This window comes from Pseudomonas sp. GD04019, from assembly GCF_029837695.1.
GTDB lineage: Bacteria > Pseudomonadota > Gammaproteobacteria > Pseudomonadales > Pseudomonadaceae > Aquipseudomonas.
In genome coordinates this window covers 206520-222612 of the sequence record NZ_JAOEEA010000001.1, presented here as the reverse complement: position 1 = coordinate 222612, position 16093 = coordinate 206520, and the positions used below count along the sequence as shown (strand labels likewise).

The 16093-nt window shown below is 66.0% G+C and carries 9 protein-coding genes; 4 read left to right on the top strand and 5 right to left on the bottom strand.

Annotated elements, in window-relative coordinates; translation table 11 throughout:
- Positions 1 to 25 precede the first annotated feature (25 nt).
- Both N7607_RS01105 and N7607_RS01100 read left to right on the top strand, forming a co-directional pair.
- On the top strand, positions 26 to 631 hold the full coding sequence (locus N7607_RS01105; protein ID WP_279866707.1) for a TetR/AcrR family transcriptional regulator: 606 nt from the start codon (positions 26 to 28) through the stop codon (positions 629 to 631).
- 58 nt (positions 632 to 689) lie between these two features.
- Positions 690 to 1793, top strand: a complete 1104-nt coding sequence (locus N7607_RS01100; RefSeq protein ID WP_279866706.1) for an NADH:flavin oxidoreductase — start codon at positions 690 to 692, stop codon at positions 1791 to 1793.
- A 65-nt stretch (positions 1794 to 1858) separates the two neighbouring features.
- Here the strand turns inward: N7607_RS01100 and N7607_RS01095 are convergent, their stop codons facing one another.
- The 3 genes from N7607_RS01095 to N7607_RS01085 all read right to left on the bottom strand — a co-directional run bounded on the left by N7607_RS01095 (position 1859) and on the right by N7607_RS01085 (position 6680).
- On the bottom strand, positions 1859 to 3001 hold the full coding sequence (locus N7607_RS01095) for a glycosyltransferase family 1 protein (RefSeq protein WP_279866705.1): 1143 nt from the start codon (positions 2999 to 3001) through the stop codon (positions 1859 to 1861).
- Between the two features lie 309 nt (positions 3002 to 3310).
- Complete coding sequence (locus N7607_RS01090; RefSeq protein ID WP_279866704.1) at positions 3311 to 5875, bottom strand: hybrid sensor histidine kinase/response regulator; 2565 nt, start codon at positions 5873 to 5875, stop codon at positions 3311 to 3313.
- The gene (locus N7607_RS01085) at positions 5865 to 6680 is read right to left on the bottom strand and encodes a response regulator (RefSeq protein ID WP_279866703.1); all 816 of its coding nucleotides are present in this window, start codon (positions 6678 to 6680) and stop codon (positions 5865 to 5867) included. The genes N7607_RS01090 and N7607_RS01085 overlap by 11 nt, the downstream gene beginning before the upstream one ends.
- A 184-nt stretch (positions 6681 to 6864) precedes the next feature.
- Between N7607_RS01085 and N7607_RS01080 the strand changes: the two genes are divergently transcribed.
- Positions 6865 to 8523: a ShlB/FhaC/HecB family hemolysin secretion/activation protein gene (locus N7607_RS01080; RefSeq protein ID WP_279866702.1), complete on the top strand. Its 1659-nt coding sequence runs from the start codon at positions 6865 to 6867 to the stop codon at positions 8521 to 8523.
- 23 nt (positions 8524 to 8546) lie between these two features.
- Positions 8547 to 13391 carry a filamentous hemagglutinin N-terminal domain-containing protein gene (locus tag N7607_RS01075; protein WP_279866701.1) on the top strand — a complete coding sequence of 1615 codons (4845 nt, stop codon included), beginning with the start codon at positions 8547 to 8549 and terminating at the stop codon, positions 13389 to 13391.
- A 165-nt stretch (positions 13392 to 13556) separates the two neighbouring features.
- Here N7607_RS01075 and N7607_RS01070 read toward each other — a convergent pair whose 3' ends face one another.
- Both N7607_RS01070 and N7607_RS01065 read right to left on the bottom strand, forming a co-directional pair.
- Positions 13557 to 14084 (bottom strand): hypothetical protein, encoded by a 528-nt coding sequence (locus N7607_RS01070; protein ID WP_279866700.1) that lies wholly within the window; start codon positions 14082 to 14084, stop codon positions 13557 to 13559.
- Positions 14081 to 16060, bottom strand: coding sequence for an alkyl sulfatase dimerization domain-containing protein (locus N7607_RS01065; protein WP_279866699.1), 1980 nt, complete (start codon positions 16058 to 16060; stop codon positions 14081 to 14083). Before N7607_RS01065 ends, N7607_RS01070 begins: the two co-directional genes overlap by 4 nt.
- Positions 16061 to 16093 lie beyond the last annotated feature (33 nt).

Below are 16093 nucleotides of genomic sequence, written 5' to 3'. Positions count from 1 at the left end.
TGGGCGGGGCGAGACGACCGGTCATATGCTCTTCGCCATGAACAACACAGTCCGACTCGACAAGCGTGACCTGATCCTGGCCAAGGGCTCGGAGGTGATGACGCGTCGTGGTTACCACGGCACCGGCGTGATGGAGATCGTCCAGGCCGCCGGCATCCCCAAGGGCAGCTTCTACCACTACTTCGCCAGCAAGGAAGACTTCGCCCTGCAGGCCCTGGAGTTCGTCTACGGACCACGCCTGACGCGCTACACCGAAGCGTTGAGCAACCCGGCGCTGAGCCCGCGGGCACGTATCGTCGGCTACTACGCCGAACTGCTGGCGCACTTCAGCCGTCAGGAGCAACCCGAATATCACTGCTTCATCGGCAGCCTGAGCTTCGAGATGAGCGAAGTGCTGCCGGCCATCGGCGCCGAGGTCGAGCGCATCCAGCAGGCCTCGGTGGAGATCCTGCAGGGCTGCCTGGAGCAGGCCAAGGCGGCCGGCGAGCTGGCCGCCCATGAGGATTGCGAGAACCTGGCGACCTTTATCGCCAACGCCTGGCAGGGCGTGCTGGCGCGCCTCAAGGTCGGCCGCAGCCTGCAACCGCTGGAAGCCTTCATTCACCGTCTGGAGCTGCTGCTGCGGCCCTGACTGTTTTTTTGCCCATTGACGAGACGACCGGTCAGCTGGCCGGCCCAAAGGAGTACCCATGACCGTTAAAGCCCTGTTCGAGCCCTTCCGCCTGGGCAACCTGGAACTGCCGACCCGCGTGGTCATGGCGCCGATGACCCGTTCCTTCTCCCCGGGCGGCGTGCCCAATGCCAAGGTGGTCGAGTACTACCGTCGTCGCGCCGCCGCCGGTGTCGGCCTGATCGTCACCGAGGGCACCACCGTTGGTCACAAGGCCTCCAACGGTTACCCGCATGTACCGCGTTTCTACGGTGAAGACGCCCTGGCCGGCTGGAAGCAGGTGGTCGATGCCGTGCACGCCGAAGGCGGCAAGATCGTCCCGCAGCTGTGGCACGTGGGTAATGTGCGCAAGGCCGGCACGGAGCCGGACGCCAGCGTGCCGGGCTACGGCCCGAGCGAGAAGATCAAGGAAGGCAATGTCGTGGTGCACGGCATGACCAAGCAGGACATCAATGAGGTCATCGCCGCCTTCGCCCAGGCCGCCCTGGACGCCAAGACCATCGGCATGGACGGCGTGGAGATCCACGGCGCCCACGGTTACCTGATCGACCAGTTCTTTTGGGAAGGCAGCAACAAGCGCACCGACGAATACGGTGGCGACCTGGCCCAGCGCTCGCGCTTCGCCATCGAGCTGATCCAGGCCGTGCGTGCCGCCGTTGGCCCGGACTTCCCGATCATCTTCCGCTTCTCGCAGTGGAAGCAGCAGGACTACACCGCGCGCCTGGTACAGAGCGCCGAGGAGCTGGGCGCCTTCCTCAAGCCGCTGGCCGATGCCGGCGTGGACATCTTCCACTGCTCGACCCGCCGCTTCTGGGAGCCGGAGTTCGAAGGCAGCGACCTCAACCTGGCCGGCTGGACCCGCCAGCTGACCGGCAAGCCGACCATCACCGTGGGCAGCGTGGGCCTGGACGGCGAGTTCCTGCAGTTCATGGTCAACACCGACAAGGTGGCCGAGCCGGCCAGCCTGGAAAAGCTGCTGGAGCGCCTGAACAAGCAGGAGTTCGACCTGGTGGCCGTGGGCCGCGCCCTGCTGGTCGACCCGGACTGGGCGGTGAAGGTACGCGATGGCCGCGAGAGCGACATCCTGCCGTTCAGCCGCGAGGCCCTGAAGCAGCTGGTCTGAGCATTCGCTTTACCCCGGCGCGTCTCTGACGCGCCCTTCCAAGCCCCAGCACACCGGGGCTTTTTTTATACCTGCCGGGCCTGCCGCAGGTGTTCCTCGAACTGCTCGACGATGGCCGGCCAGCCCTGCTTGCCGGCGTGCTGGCGGGCGTTCAGGCGCACCCGGCGGAAGAGCTCGGCATCCTCCAGCAGCCAGCGCGCGGCCTCGATAAAGGCCTGCTCGTCGCCCGGGGTGGCGAGGGCGCCGTTGTGACCGTGGCGGATGTGCTGGGCCGCCGCGGCCTGGTCGAAGGCCACCACCGCCAGGCCCGAGGCCAGAGCCTCCAGCACCACGTTGCCAAAGGTCTCGGAGAGGCTGGGAAAGAGGAACAGATCGCCACTGGCATAGTGCGCGGCCAGCACATCGCCACGCTGCACGCCACAGAACAGGGCATCCGGCAACTGCTCCTGCAGCTGCGCACGCAACGGGCCGTCGCCCACCAGCACCAGGCGCAGGCGCCGTTGCGGCTGGCTGCGCTGCAGCGCGCGGAAGGTGCGGACCAGCAGCTGCAGGTTCTTCTCCGCGGCCAGGCGGCCGACGTGGACCACGGCGACCTCGTCCTCGGCCATGCCCCACTCGGCGCGCAGCTCACTCGAACGGCGGGCGGGATGGAACAGCTGGCCGTCGACGCCGCGTTCCAGCAGCTCCAGCCGCTCGAAACCGCGCCGCTGCAATTCCAGGCGCTGGCTGGGGCTGGGCACCAGGGTCACGCGCGAGCGGTTGTGGAACCAGCGCAGGTAGCCGGTCAGCAAGCGGGTCAGCAGGCCGAAGCCGTACAGGTCGCTGTACTGCTGGAAGTTGGTATGAAAGCCGCTGACCACCGGAATGCCCAGGCGCCGCGCGGCGCGCAGGGCAGACAGGCCGAGCGGGCCCTCGGTGGCGATATACAGCACGTCCGGGCGGTTGCGCTTCCAGCGCCGCAGCAGCTTGTGCAGCGAGGAGTGGCCCCATTGCAGCCCGGCGTAACCGGGCAGCGGCCAGCCGCGGGTCAGCAGCAGTTCCTCGTCGCTACGGTTCGGCTCGTCGGCCTGGCGCGGGCGCACCAGCTGCAGCCGATGGCCGCGCTCGCGCAGGCCCTGGCACAGGCGGCCGAGAGTGTTGGCCACGCCGTTGACTTCGGGCGGGAAGGTCTCGCTGACCAGGGCGATATGCAGGCTTGTGACATTCATGGCGCCAGTCTGGGCGGGCCGCATGTAGCGCCGGTGACACTGCGATGACGGCTGCATGACGGTAGATTGCCGTCAGGCTGTAGGCAAGCAGAGCGCATGGGATTGCATGGCGCAGGTGCTGGTGTAGGCGAGCGAGCGCCTATTTATCGCGCGTTGCGCTTTACCTCAACGTCCCCAAGTGGTTCTAACCAGCAATGCTGCCTCCCGCAGCGACAGGCCTCTGCCAGTCAGAGCTGCGCGACTTGGCCGCTGGCAGACCTCTTGTGGTTATTACGCCGTACCGTAGTGGACCCAAGATTAAGATCCCTGTTATTCAGCCGCCTCGGCCAGAGTCGCCAATTGGGGGAAGTCCAGGGTCAAAGCGGCCTGAAGAACGGCATCGGCAAAGCCGGTACAGCGCGGCTGTTCAGCAGCAAGCTCATGGGCCCACTCTTCGATAAGTGTGATCTGGCCGGTTTCAACCAGGCCCGCCAGAATGGCCAGGCGTGCCGCATCTGGACGGGCTGCAGTGGTGGAGGCAATTGGCTCGCGGGTGGTCGAGGCAAGATCGTGCAGCCCCAGGAATGTGCCTAATAGGCTTGCCAGGTCGGTTTCGCTAACCGGTTTTTTCAGGCAGGCGGCAAACTTCAGGTGCGGTGCAAAGTCTTCCGGCGCCAGCGGTGCAGCGGCGGAAATCAGAACCACCGGAATGGCAGGGTCACGCTCGGCGACCATCTGCAGTACGGACCAGCCGTCACCGCCCTCCATGAACTGGTCGGTGATCACCAGGGCGATATCTTCACGCCACTGGTTGGCCGCATCCCGCCCGTTGACGGCAGTGACCACCTTGAGTTGATGCCGGCTCAACTGCTCGCTCAGGAGCAGGCGCAGATCCGGATCGTCCTCTACCAGCAATACCGACTGGGCGCCCTCGGGGTGAAGCGCTGCGGTTTCCGCGGCGATGGGGTCCGCAGGCAACTCCGTGAGTAGTTCGCCCACCACGTGGAAGCGAAAGGCACTGCCCTGGCCGGGGGTACTGGCGACGATCAACTCTCCGCCCATGCAGTGCACCAGTTGCCGGGCAATGGCCAGTCCCAGGCCAACTCCGTTACGGGAGCCTTCGACCTGATTGCTGCCACGGACGAAGGGCTGGAAGATGTTCGGCAGGTCGTTGGCGGCAATACCGCCGCCGCTGTCTTCCACCGCGAAGAACAGACGGACCTGGCTTCCCTGTTTTTCCCCGTGGTAGCGCAGGCTGATGCGACCATTACGGGTATAGCGGTTGGCATTGCTGAACAGGTTATCGAGCACCTGACGTAAGCGTCGGCTATCGATGGACAGGTATTCGGGAACCACGCCCTGCTCTTCCAGGGAGAAGCTGTTACCCGCTGCCTCGGCCTGCAGCCGGGCGACTTCCACCATGTCCGCCAGCCAAGGGCGGAACGCCAGCGGCGTCGGCATCACGTCCAGTTGGCCGATTTCCGCCCTGGCTGCATCCAGCAGTTCGTCGATGAGATGCAGCAAGTGGCGGCCGCTGCCTTCGATGGCGCGGGCGCCTTCCTCCAGGCTGAGGCGCCGGGAGCCCCGTTGCAGCAACTGGGCGAAGCCGATGATGGTATTGAGCGGGGTGCGCAGCTCATGGCTCATATGAGCCAGGAAGGTGGTCTTGGCCCGGTTGGCTTCGCGCTCCACCGCCAGCGCGGCAGTCAGCTGCTGGGTGCGGTTGGCAATGGCGATGAGGATGATCGGGGCCATCACCAACACTGCCCAGGGCAGGGCGCTGGCCAGTGTCGGGCCGGTGGGGTCAAATCCCAGGTACATCCCGGCTTCTCGAACCAGCACGGTCGCGGCGAAGGTGGCGAAGGAAATCAGGGTGAGACGCGCGGAGGCATTGCCGGCGCGCCAGGCCAGGTAAGAGGTAGTGATGCCGATGCCGAGGGTCAGTAGCGCGCAGAGGGACAGAACCTGAATCCAGAAAATGTACTGGTGCAAGTTGGCTGCCAAGGCGGCGGCGACCACCACGACAGTGACGGCGATCTGGGCACGATCCCAGCCGCGGCCCAGCCGCTTGAGGTCGAGAAAGGTACGCACGAACTGGCAATGCATGATCGCCATGCCGGCACCCAGCAAGGGCACGAGGCCTAGCGGGAACGCCCATGTGCTTGGCCACAGGTATTGCTGCGCCAGCCCTCCCATGACCGCTTCGAAGGCGCTGATAAGGAACATTTCCAGGCCGAAATAGAGGTAGGGCGCCTCCCGCAGCTGGATGAAGATCAGCAGCGACAGCAGGCCTGTCAGCACGATCCCGCCCAAGGCCATCGAGCGCAGGTTTTCCACCCGCAGCTGTTTGTCATGATAGGCGTGAGGTGCCCACAGGCGAGGCTCCAGGTACTGGGCAGACTGTGTCTGGATGCGCAGATAGAAGGTGCGGGTTTCTCCCGGCTGCAGGGTCAGCGGAAACAGCGCGTTCGGTCCGGGCAGCGGTCGCGCGGCCATGGGCACCCTCAGGCCGCTGGCCAACACCTGCCAGGGACCGTCGCCATCGCGCATGTAGAGCTTCGCCGACTCCAGTCGGGCGTGACCGATCTCCAGCCAGCGGCTGATAGCGATGGGGCCAGGATTGCGCAGGTTCAGACGCAGCCAGCGCGGCCGGGGATCGAAGCCATGGGTCTGGGTCTGCGCCGTGACGGGGACGAAGTGTTCGGGCGAGGCGACCACCGCGGCAATGTCCAGGCTGCCGTCCTGGTCGAGACGCAGGTCGAAGCTCTCCAGCGGCTGGGAGGCGCTGTCGTCTCGCAGATCCTGCACCTCGGCCCAGGCGCTACCGGCCAGGGTCAGCAGACAACACAGGCAGATCATTCGCCAACAGTGCTGCAGGCGCCCTTCAGCAGGCATCGTCCGCTGTCCCTTGCGGTAGAGGGGCGAGCTGCCCCGCTTGCTCTCGCAGGCGCGTACGCAACTCGCGCGGCGAGCAGCCGAAGCGCTCGCGCACGGCCTTGGAAAAGCTGGCGGCATTGGTGTAGCCCAGATGATCGCCGATGTCGCCAATAGGGGTTTCGGTGCGGGCCAGCAGTCCCCGGGCCTGGCTGAGGCGCTCCTCGCGCAGCCATGCATAGATCGGCATGCCGACGATCTGGTGGAAGGATTCGTTGAGGCGGGTTTCGTTGGTCCCGCACAGGCGCGCCAGCATTTCTGGCGAGGGCGGCTGGCGCAGATCCCGGCGTAGATGGTCGGTAGCGACCCTCACCAGCACCGCTTCCGGCCGGGTATCCGCAGCCTCAGACGGAGCGGGAGGGGAGACGGCGCGTAGGCGGCGGGCGAGCTCTAGGTGGATCTGCACCCTCGCCACCACTTCCGCCTCATCGATCAACGGTTTGGCGATGTAGTCCACCGCCCCCAGTGTCAGCCCCGCCAGGCGCTCCTGCGGCTGGTTGGCGGCCGTCAGGAAGATCACCGGGATGGCGCTGGTGTCCGGGTTGGCCTTGAGCAGCCGGCAGGTGGCGAAGCCGTCGCTGCCGGGCATGTGCACATCCAGCAGAATGAGGTCGGGACGCAGCAGTTGGGCCTTGCGATAACCGTCCTTGCCGTCGAAAGCCACCACGATGTCCAAGCCTCGGGCCGACAGAAACTCCGTGAGCACTCGGAGGTCGGCCACCGAGTCGTCAACGAGCAGGATCTTGGGATTGCTGGTGGTGCGCATGCCGGCGTCTGTGGGTGTGTGGGGGGAGCCGGTATTAGAGCCCAGAACACGCACCGCTTCCCATGGCCAAAGGGAAAAAATTGTCTGCGGGCAAAGTCTTCGCCCCTGCTGGCAAAGTGCCTGCGCAGCGCCCATGGGATCATGCCGCCCCAGCAAGCGAAGCCATATGCGAGGCAGTAGATTCATGAAACCCACCGGATGCAGCAGCGTAGTCGCATTCGCCCTGTGTTTTGCACAGCCTGCGCTGGCTGCCCAGGTTCCCGATGCTGGCCGGATCCTGGAAAGCATCAAGGCCCCGCTCAGCCTGCCACCGCCCTCCGACAACGTCCTGCCCGAGTCGGCGCCGGCTCGCCCGGCGATGACGCTGCCCAGCGACGTCAAGGTGTACGTCAAGGCATACCGCATCACCGGAGCCAAGGTGTTCAGCGAGGCGCAACTGTTGGAGCTGCTGGCCGACAGCACCGAACGCGAATTGAGCCTGGCCGAACTGCAGGGCCTGGCCGACCGTATTACCCGTCATTTCCGCGAACATGGCTATCTGCTGGCCCGCGCCTATCTGCCGGCGCAGGACATCGAAAACGGACTGCTGACCATCGCCGTGCTCGAAGGTCGGCTGGGCAAGATCGAGCTGGACAACCGCTCGCTGCTCGACGACGCCACGGCACGGCGTCAGCTGAACGACCTGCAACCGGGCGACGCGGTACAGGCCGAACCTCTGGAGCGATCCCTGCTGTTGCTCAATGACCTGCCAGGGGTCGAAGTGCGCTCCACCCTCAAGCCGGGCGCCTCGGTCGGCCTTACCGACCTGGACGTTTCGCTGGGGGCAGGCCCGCGGCTGGCCGGTAGCGTGGAGGCAGACAACTTCGACAACAGCTACACCGGCAACGAGCGGCTCGGCGGCAACCTCGCCATCAACAGCCCCGCCGGAGTCGGCGATACCCTGAGCCTGCGCGGCCTGACGTCCGGCGCCGGCATGAACTACGGGCGCCTCGCCTATCAGCTGCCGGTCGGACCTCATGCCACCCAGGTCGGCCTGGCCTGGTCGGAGATGCGCTATGAGCTGGGCGAAGACTTCGAGTCGCTGGACGCCCATGGCAAGGCCAGCATTGCCTCGGTCTATGCCCTGCAGCCTCTGCTGCGCAGCCGCCAGGCCCGCCTAGACGGCCAGCTGAGCTACGAGCGCAAGCGGCTCGAGGACCGGGTCGATATCACCGACACGATCCAAGACAAGACCCTGGATGTCTGGAGCCTGGGCCTGAGTGGCGACCATCAGGACGCTTGGCTCGGTGGCGGCGCCATGCAGTACGGGGTCAGCCTGATTACCGGGCACCTGAAGCTGGACGAGGCCAGCGCCGCCCTCGACGATGCGGGGCTGGAAACCGATGGGGCCTACGCCAAGTTCGCTTTCCAGCTTACCCGCCTGCAGCGCCTCAGCGACAGGTTCAGCCTCCAGGCCCGCCTATCCGGCCAGCGGGCCGCGAAGAACCTCGATTCCTCGGAAAAGCTCAGCCTGGGCGGCGCCTACGGCGTGCGCGCCTATCCCCAGGGCGAGGCCTCCGCCGACGATGCCTGGCTGGCGAATCTGGAGCTGCGCTATTCCCCCGACCCCGCCTGGCAGCTCTTCGGCTTCTACGACGCGGGCGGGGGGCGCATCAGCCATGACCCCGTGGCCGGCACACTCGACAACCGCCGCACGCTCTCCGGAGTGGGGCTGGGGGTGAGCCTGGCCCTGCCCGCGCAGATCAGCCTGCAGGCCTTCGCCGCCTGGCGCACCGACAGCGAACCGACTTCCGATGAGGATCGCAGCCCGCGTTTCGGGCTGCAGACCGTGAAGTATTTCTGAACACGACTTTCAAGGCCGACATCATGAACCACGCCTATCGCCTGATCTGGAACGCTGCCCATGGCGCCTACGTGCCGGCTCCCGAGAACGCCCGTGGCCGGGGCAAGCAGGCCAGCGGCAGGATTCTGCTCGCCGCGCTGCTGGTCGGCGCCAGCGGCCAGGCTCTGGCACTGCCCACGGACGGCCAGGTAAGCCTGGGACAAGGCAGCATCGCCAGCAGCGGCGGCAACATGACGGTGACCCAGTCGTCGCAGAATCTGGCGATCAACTGGAACAGCTTCAACATCGCCCAGGGAGAGAAGGTCAGCTTCGCCCAGCCCAACAGCAGCGCCATCGCTGTGAACCGTGTGGTCGGCAGCGACCCGTCGAGCATCTACGGCACCCTGCAGGCCAACGGCCAGGTGTTCCTGATCAACCCCAACGGCATCCTCTTCGGCAAAGGCTCCCAGGTAAACGTCGGCGGCCTGGTGGCATCGACCCTGGATCTGTCGGACCAGGACCTCGCGGCGGGCAACTACACCTTCGCGGGCGAGGGTGGCAGCGTGACCAACCAGGGCAACATCACCGCCAAGGACGGCGGCTCTGTGGCCCTCCTCGGGGCCCGGGTCAGCAACGAGGGGACCATCCAGGCCCGACTTGGCAGCGTGGCCCTGGCGGCGGGCGAGCAGGTGAGCCTGGACTTCGCCGGCGACCAGTTGCTCAGCGTGCAGGTGGACAAGGGCGCCCTGCAGGCGCTGGCGCAGAACAAGCAGTTGATCCAGGCGGACGGCGGCCAGGTGATCCTCACCGCCAAGGCGGCCGACAGCCTGCTGAACTCGGTGGTGAATAACGAGGGTGTGGTCGAGGCTGGCTCGTTGAGCACACGTAACGGCGTCATCCGCCTGGAAGGCGACAGGCTGGTCAATACCGGCACCCTGGACGCCAGCGGCGAAACTGGTGGCCGCATCAGCCTGGCCGGCCAGGGCATCATCCAGGCCGGCGCCATCCACGCCGACGGCGATGGCGGTGCGGTGTCGCTGGACGCGAGCCATGGTGCCCTGCAGACCACGCAGGGCCAGATCACCGCCAACGGCTCGGCCGCGGGCGGCTCGATCCGCTTCAACGGCGGCGATTCGTCATTCGTATCCGGCAGCCTGAGCGCCACCGGCCAGCGCGGCGGCGAGATCACCGTCAGCGGGCAGACGGTCAACCTGGCGGCCGCCACCGTGAAGGTCGACGGTACCAAGAAGGGCGGTTCGATCCGCATTGGCGGCGATGCCCACGGGGCCAACCCTGAGGTGAGCAACGCGCGCACCACCGGCGTGAACGCCCACAGCAACCTCAGCGCCAAGGGGGCGGATGGCGACATCGTGGTCTGGTCCGACGAGCGCACCGACTTCCGCGGCCAGGCCACCACGGGCGAGCGCGGCTTCATCGAGGTGTCGAGCAAGGGCACCCTCAACTACGGCGGGCAGGTCAATGCCGGCCAGGGCGGCGAGGTGCTGTTCGACCCCACCAATCTGGTGATCACCGACACGGTGAGTGACCAGTTCTACATCGACTTGGCGGACCCCAACCCGCAACCCGGGGCTCTGCATGGTGACGGCAATATCGTGCAGCTGGACAACGGCAATATCGCCGTCAGCGCGCCCGGTGCCCATTTTGGCAACATCCGCACTGGCGCAGCTTTCCTTTACAACGGCACTACCGGGGGACTGATCTCGGCCCTCTACGGCAACACTGCGGGCGACAGCATCGGCTCTGGCGGCGTCGCGGCGCTGGCCGGCAGCAACGTGGCGGTGGCCAGCCCCTATTGGGACAACGGTGCACTGACCGATGTCGGCGCTGTAACCTGGTTCAATGGCACCACCGGTCTGTCGGGCTTCGTCACCAGCGCCAACTCCCTCACCGGCAGCACCGCCAGTGACCGGGTGGGCCTGAAGATCAGCACGCTCGCCAATGGCAACTATCTCATCGGCTCCGCCTACTGGAACAATGGCGGCGCGGTCGGCGCCGGTGCTGTCACCTTTGGCTATGCCAACCAGTCCACTTCGGGCGTGGTGAGCGCCAGCAACTCTCTGGTCGGCAGCACGGCGGGCGACCATGTGGGTACCAACATCCTGGCGTTGGACCAGGGCAATGCGATCACCTGGAGCAGCCTCTGGGACAACGGCGTGGCCGTCGATGCCGGCGCCGTCACCTGGATGAGCCAGGATGGCCCCACCGTGGGCGTGATCGGTGCGACCAATTCCATGGTGGGCAGTCAGACCAACGATTTCGTCGGCACCGACAGCAACTTCAACAGTGGCATCGTCAGTCTCAGCAACGGCAATGTACTGGTCTTCAGCAAGCACTGGCACCTGACGCCGACCCTCGATACCGGCGCCGTCACCTGGATGAGTGGCTCCGGCCCCACCACTGGCGTGGTCGATGCCAGCAACTCGGTGATAGGCAGCTCCGCGGCGGACAGAGTGGGCTACGTCTCCAACCACCCCTATGACGACAAGCCGAGCTATGTCGAGTTGACCAACGGCAACGTGGTGGTCACCAGTGGCTATTGGAACAGCAGTGCCGGCGCCGCCACCTGGATGAGTGGGACCGGCCCCACGGCCGGCGTCATCGGTTCCGGCAACTCTGTGGTGGGCAGCACTGCCAACGACCGGGTCGGCAGCTTCGGGGTCACCGTTCTGAGCAACGGCAACTACGTGGTGAACAGCCCCTACTGGAGCGACGGCCTCAATCCGGAGGTGGGCGCTGCTACCTGGGGCAATGGCAATGGCGGTACAGCTGGTGTCATCAGCGCCGCCAATTCGCTAGTGGGCAGCACTGCCTACGACCGCGTGGGCCTGACCTCCACGGCCCTCAGCAACGGCCACTACGTGGTGAGCAGCCCCTATTGGAGCGATGGCATCAATGCGGAGGTAGGGGCCTCCACCTGGGGTAATGGCAACGGCGGTACGGTCGGCCTCATCAATGCCGGCAACTCCCTGGTGGGTAGCAGCGCCTACGACCATGTGGGCTTTTCTGCCACTGCCCTCACCAACGGCCACTATGTGGTGACCAGTCAGCACTGGAACGACGTCGTCAACGGCCTCGTCAAGGTTGGTGCGGTGACCTGGGGCAACGGCAATGGCAGCACGGTCGGGGCCGTGTCGGCCAGCAACTCCATGGTCGGCGACCTGGACGACGACGAGGTCGGCAATGGCGGCATCGTCGCCCTGGCAGGCGGCAACTACCTGATCCGCAGCTTCCAGTGGCATGACTTCTCGGGGAACGTGGCGTGGCGCGATGGCAGCGCGGCCAGCACCGGTATCTTCGACAGCAGCAATGCGATGACCGGCACCTGGAGCCCGAGCATAACTGTGCTGAGCAATGGCAAGTTCGTCCTTAACAACGCGCTCTGGGGAGACCGCCAAGGGTATGTGGCGGTAGGTAGCAACGACGGCAGTTTCGTCGGCAGTATCGACTCGACCAACGCCCTGGTCGGTGGCTACCGGCGGGCCTCGCTGGGGTCCGAAGGCGGCGTGCTCGACCTGGGCAACGGCCATTTCGTGGTTTATGGCTTCACCGCCAGGAATCCAGACGCTGGTGTCAGCGCGGGCTCCATCACCTTCATCGACAGCGATGCGCCCCTGGTCGGCCTGACCAGCGCCAGCAACACTTTCTACGGGGCGGCCGGCGATCGCCTCACCCGGGCGGGTCTCTACGTACTGCCCAACCACGATTATCTGGTGCCCTATGTCAATTGGAGTGCCAATGGTTCCACGCCGAATGCCGGTGCCGTGGCGATTGGCAGCGGCAGCACCGGCCTGGCGGGCTACGCCTCCGCCAGCAACTCCCTGGTGGGCTTGCAGGCCGGCGACGAACTCGGCTCCGGCGGCATCCAGTTGCTGACGGGCAACAACTTCCTGGTGCGTTCGCCGAATGCCACGGTCGATGGCCACGGCAGTGCCGGCAGCCTGTGGTTGGTGCAGCGCGGCGCCGACTTCGCCAGCACGGTGAACAACAGTGCCGGCAACCAGGCGGTGAGTCCCGGTGCCATCGCCAGTGCCGCCGTCGCCGGTAGCACCCTGACCCTGCAGGCCAGCAACGACATCACGGTCAACAGTGCCATCTCGGTGGACGGCGCACTGAAGTTGGAGGCCGGCAACAACTTGACCCTGAACGCCAGCATCACCTCCCAGGCCACCGGCACCGCCATTGAGCTGGCCGGGCAGACGTTCATCAATAATGTGGGTAGCAACGCCCTTTCCACCCCCAACGGGCGCTGGCTTGTGTGGTCGGCAAATCCCGCGGGCGATACCCGCGGGGGCCTGGACTACGACTTCAAGCAATACAACGCCAGTTACGGCACCACCACCGTGGCAGGTAGCGGCAATGGCTTCCTCTACAGCCTGGCACCGACCCTCAGTGCCCAACTGGTCGGCACCGTTGCCAAGACCTATGACGGCACGACCTCGGCCGCCTTGTCCGCCGCCAACTATGCGCTGTCCGGCAGCATCGACGGCGATGCGGTATTGCTCAACACACCGACGACGGGCCGTTACGACAACGCCAGCGTCGGTACCGGCAAGACGGTAACCTCCAGCGGTTTGAGCATTATCAGCGTCGACAGCGCCGGTAAGCCGGTTTATGGCTACCAGATCGCCGAGGCGAGCGGCAATGTGGGCACCATCCTGCCCCAGGAGCCCGTCACCCCACCCGTTACCCCACCCATCTCCAATAACCAGGACCCGCGTATCGATCTGGCTTGGTCATTGATACTGCCCGCGGATAAGAGTGCGGTGAGCGATGAACTGCAGGTATCCGAAGTGGTACAGGTCGATGCTGGCGGCATGCGACTTCCCCATGGCCTCGATGCGCCCACAGGCATCCGCTCGTTTCACTGAGCACGCTAGGGCAGGGCGCTCCGTTTGCCGGGCGCCCTGGTTTCTCCAGCGGATGGCTTTGCGGCGCGTTCAACCCTGCGCGGCGGCCGATATGGATCGAGCCGGCAGTTAAAGGCGTGTCCTGCGCCCTTTTCCACGATTAGCGACAGTCGTCGACAAGGTCGCTCAGGGATAAGCGGCCTGCCAGCGCGTTGCCAGGCTCTCAGCCTGCACGGGTGATGCATCCAGACGAATCAGCCCCAGCTGCAGCGCCTGCTCGGTGCTCAGGCGGCCCTTCTGCAGGGCCAGCAGCGTGCCTTCTCCGGTGATCAGCACCGCGTCGCCTGGCGCAGGGCCTGGCAGGTGCGGGGTGAGTTTCAGCTGCTCGTCGTCTGTCGTGAAACGCGCCCACAGGCCGGACTCCACCAGGAGCAGGCTGAAGCTGTCGGCCGGTGCCTGGGTGGCGAGGGTATTGCGCAGCTTGCCGAGCATGTTCAGGGCGCGGCGCATGCCGAAGCCGCCGGGCAGCGGCACGGGTCTGGCCAGCGCCTGGTCCTGGTAGGCCTGGTGCAGGGCCAGGGCCACGTCCAGCGAACCGGGGTGGGCCTGGGTCAGGTCCATGGCCATGCCGTCGTAGCCGCAGGCGTGGCTCGCCGGGTTGGTGCCGGCGAGCAGCAGTGCCAGGGTGCCGGCGACTATCGGCGAGGCTCTCATGGGGTGGCGATGTTGAACCAGAAGTCGAACTTGTCGAGCAGGCCCATGAACTCGCCGAAGGCCTGCGGGCGGCCGTCGAACTTCAGCTCGCCGGAAGCGACCTTCTGTTCCAGGGTGGCCTTGCCCAGCTGGATGTCTTCCAGGGTGGTCTTGTTCATGGTCAGGCCGACGTCGGCGTTGGCAGCCAGCTTGGGCTCGTAGGTCAGCACGCCGTTCTCCACGGTCAGGGCGTAGTCCTTGCCGAGGTCGCTGAAGCGGTAGTTGAGCACCAGCTTCTTGCCCGCGGCGCGCTCGCCGTTGAGGCGCACGGCCAGGTAGTCGAAGAGCATCTCCGGGGTCATGGCGCGGATCACGTCCGGGCTGGCGGTGACGGTGCCGCCGCCCTGCGGCAGGCCGTTGCGCAGCTCGAAGGCGCCCTGCAGGTACATCGAGCGCCAGGGGCCGGATTCGGCCTGGTAGCCCAGTTGTTCCAGGCTGTCGGCCAGCAGGTTCTTCGCCGCCGCGTTGTCCGGCTCGGCGAACACCACGTGCTTGGTCGCCTCGGCCACCCAGCGGTACTCGCCCTTGGTGAAGTCGGCCTTGGCCTTTTCAAGCACTGCCGCAGAGCCGCCCATGTACTCGACGTACTTCTTCGCGGCCGGCTGCGGCGGCAGCTTGTCGAGGTTGGCCGGGTTGGCGTCGTACCAGCCCAGGTAGCGCTGGTAGATGGCCTTGGCGTTGAACTTTAGGGTGCCGTACACGCCACGCCCCGGCCAGAAGGACTCCAGCTCCGGCGGCAGCTTGATGGTCTCGGCGATTTCCTCGGCGTTGAGGCCCTGGTTCATCAGGCGCACGGACTGGTCGTGGATGTACTTGTAGAGGGCGCGCTGCTTCTTCAGGTAGTCGACGATCTGCGGCTGGCCCCACAGCGGCCAGTGGTGGCTCTGGAACTTGACCACGCTCTTGTCGCCGTACAGGGCGATGGCCTCGCCGATGTACTTGGACCACTGCAGCGCATCGCGCACCTGCGCGCCGCGCGGGGTGAGCACGTTGTGCATGTTGTTGGTGGTGTTCTCGGCCATCCACAGGGCCTTGCTGGCCGGGAAGTAGGTGTGCATTTCCACCGGTGCCTCGCCGCCCGGGGTCATCTGGAACACCATCTGCACGCCGTCGACGGTCAGCTCCTGGCCGGTCTTCTCGACCTCCTCGGTGGGCTGGATCAGGGTGGTGGCGCCGGCGGACACGGTCATGCCCATGCCGGCGTTGACGCCGCCCTGGGCATTGCGCGGCAGCATGGCGCCGAACTGGTACACGGCGCGGCGGGCCATGGCGTTGCCGGCGATCACGTTCTCGCTGACCGCGTGTTCGGTGAAGCCCTTGGGCGCAATGATGCGCACCTTGCCGGCCTTGACGTCGGCCTCGTCGACTATGCCGCGCACGCCGCCGAAGTGGTCGATGTGCGAGTGGCTGTAGACCACCGCGACCACCGGCTTTTGCCCCAGGTTGGCGCTGACCAGCTCGTAGGCGGCCTTGGCGGTTTCCGCGCTGAGCAGCGGGTCGAACACGATCCAGCCGGTCTTGCCCTCGACGAAGGTGATGTTCGATACGTCGTAGCCGCGTACCTGGTAGATGCCTTCGGTGACGCGGAACAGGCCGTACTCCATGCTCAGCTGGGCGTGGCGCCACAGGCTGGGGTTGACGCTGTCCGGCGCTGGCTTGTCCGCGGCGATGTACTGCTTGTAGCTCTCCAGGTCCCACACCACCTTGCCGTTGGCGTCCTTGATGGTCAGGGTCTCGGGCTTGGCGATGAAGCCGCGCTGGGCGTTCTCGAAGTCCTGCTTGTCGGCGAACGGCAACTGGTTCAGCACGGCCTGGTTGGCCAACTGGGTCGCGGCGCTGGCGGGCTGGGTCGGGGCAGGGCTGGCCTGGGCGATGGCGCTGGCGAGCAACGCGCTGGTCAGGCCGGCGGCGCAGAGCCGCTGTAGGGAACGACGCATCGGATGAGTCCTCTTGTTGTTGTCGGGTGGGCA

Excerpts from the sequence above, each read along its gene's own strand:
- N7607_RS01105 (WP_279866707.1), top strand. The coding sequence starts at position 26 with ATGCTCTTCGCCATGAACAACACAGTCCGACTCGACAAGCGTGACCTG.
- N7607_RS01100 (WP_279866706.1), top strand. The coding sequence starts at position 690 with ATGACCGTTAAAGCCCTGTTCGAGCCCTTCCGCCTGGGCAACCTGGAA.
- N7607_RS01095 (WP_279866705.1), bottom strand. The coding sequence starts at position 3,001 with ATGAATGTCACAAGCCTGCATATCGCCCTGGTCAGCGAGACCTTCCCG.
- N7607_RS01090 (WP_279866704.1), bottom strand. The coding sequence starts at position 5,875 with ATGCCTGCTGAAGGGCGCCTGCAGCACTGTTGGCGAATGATCTGCCTG.
- N7607_RS01085 (WP_279866703.1), bottom strand. The coding sequence starts at position 6,680 with ATGCGCACCACCAGCAATCCCAAGATCCTGCTCGTTGACGACTCGGTG.
- N7607_RS01080 (WP_279866702.1), top strand. The coding sequence starts at position 6,865 with ATGAAACCCACCGGATGCAGCAGCGTAGTCGCATTCGCCCTGTGTTTT.
- N7607_RS01075 (WP_279866701.1), top strand. The coding sequence starts at position 8,547 with ATGAACCACGCCTATCGCCTGATCTGGAACGCTGCCCATGGCGCCTAC.
- N7607_RS01070 (WP_279866700.1), bottom strand. The coding sequence starts at position 14,084 with ATGAGAGCCTCGCCGATAGTCGCCGGCACCCTGGCACTGCTGCTCGCC.
- N7607_RS01065 (WP_279866699.1), bottom strand. The coding sequence starts at position 16,060 with ATGCGTCGTTCCCTACAGCGGCTCTGCGCCGCCGGCCTGACCAGCGCG.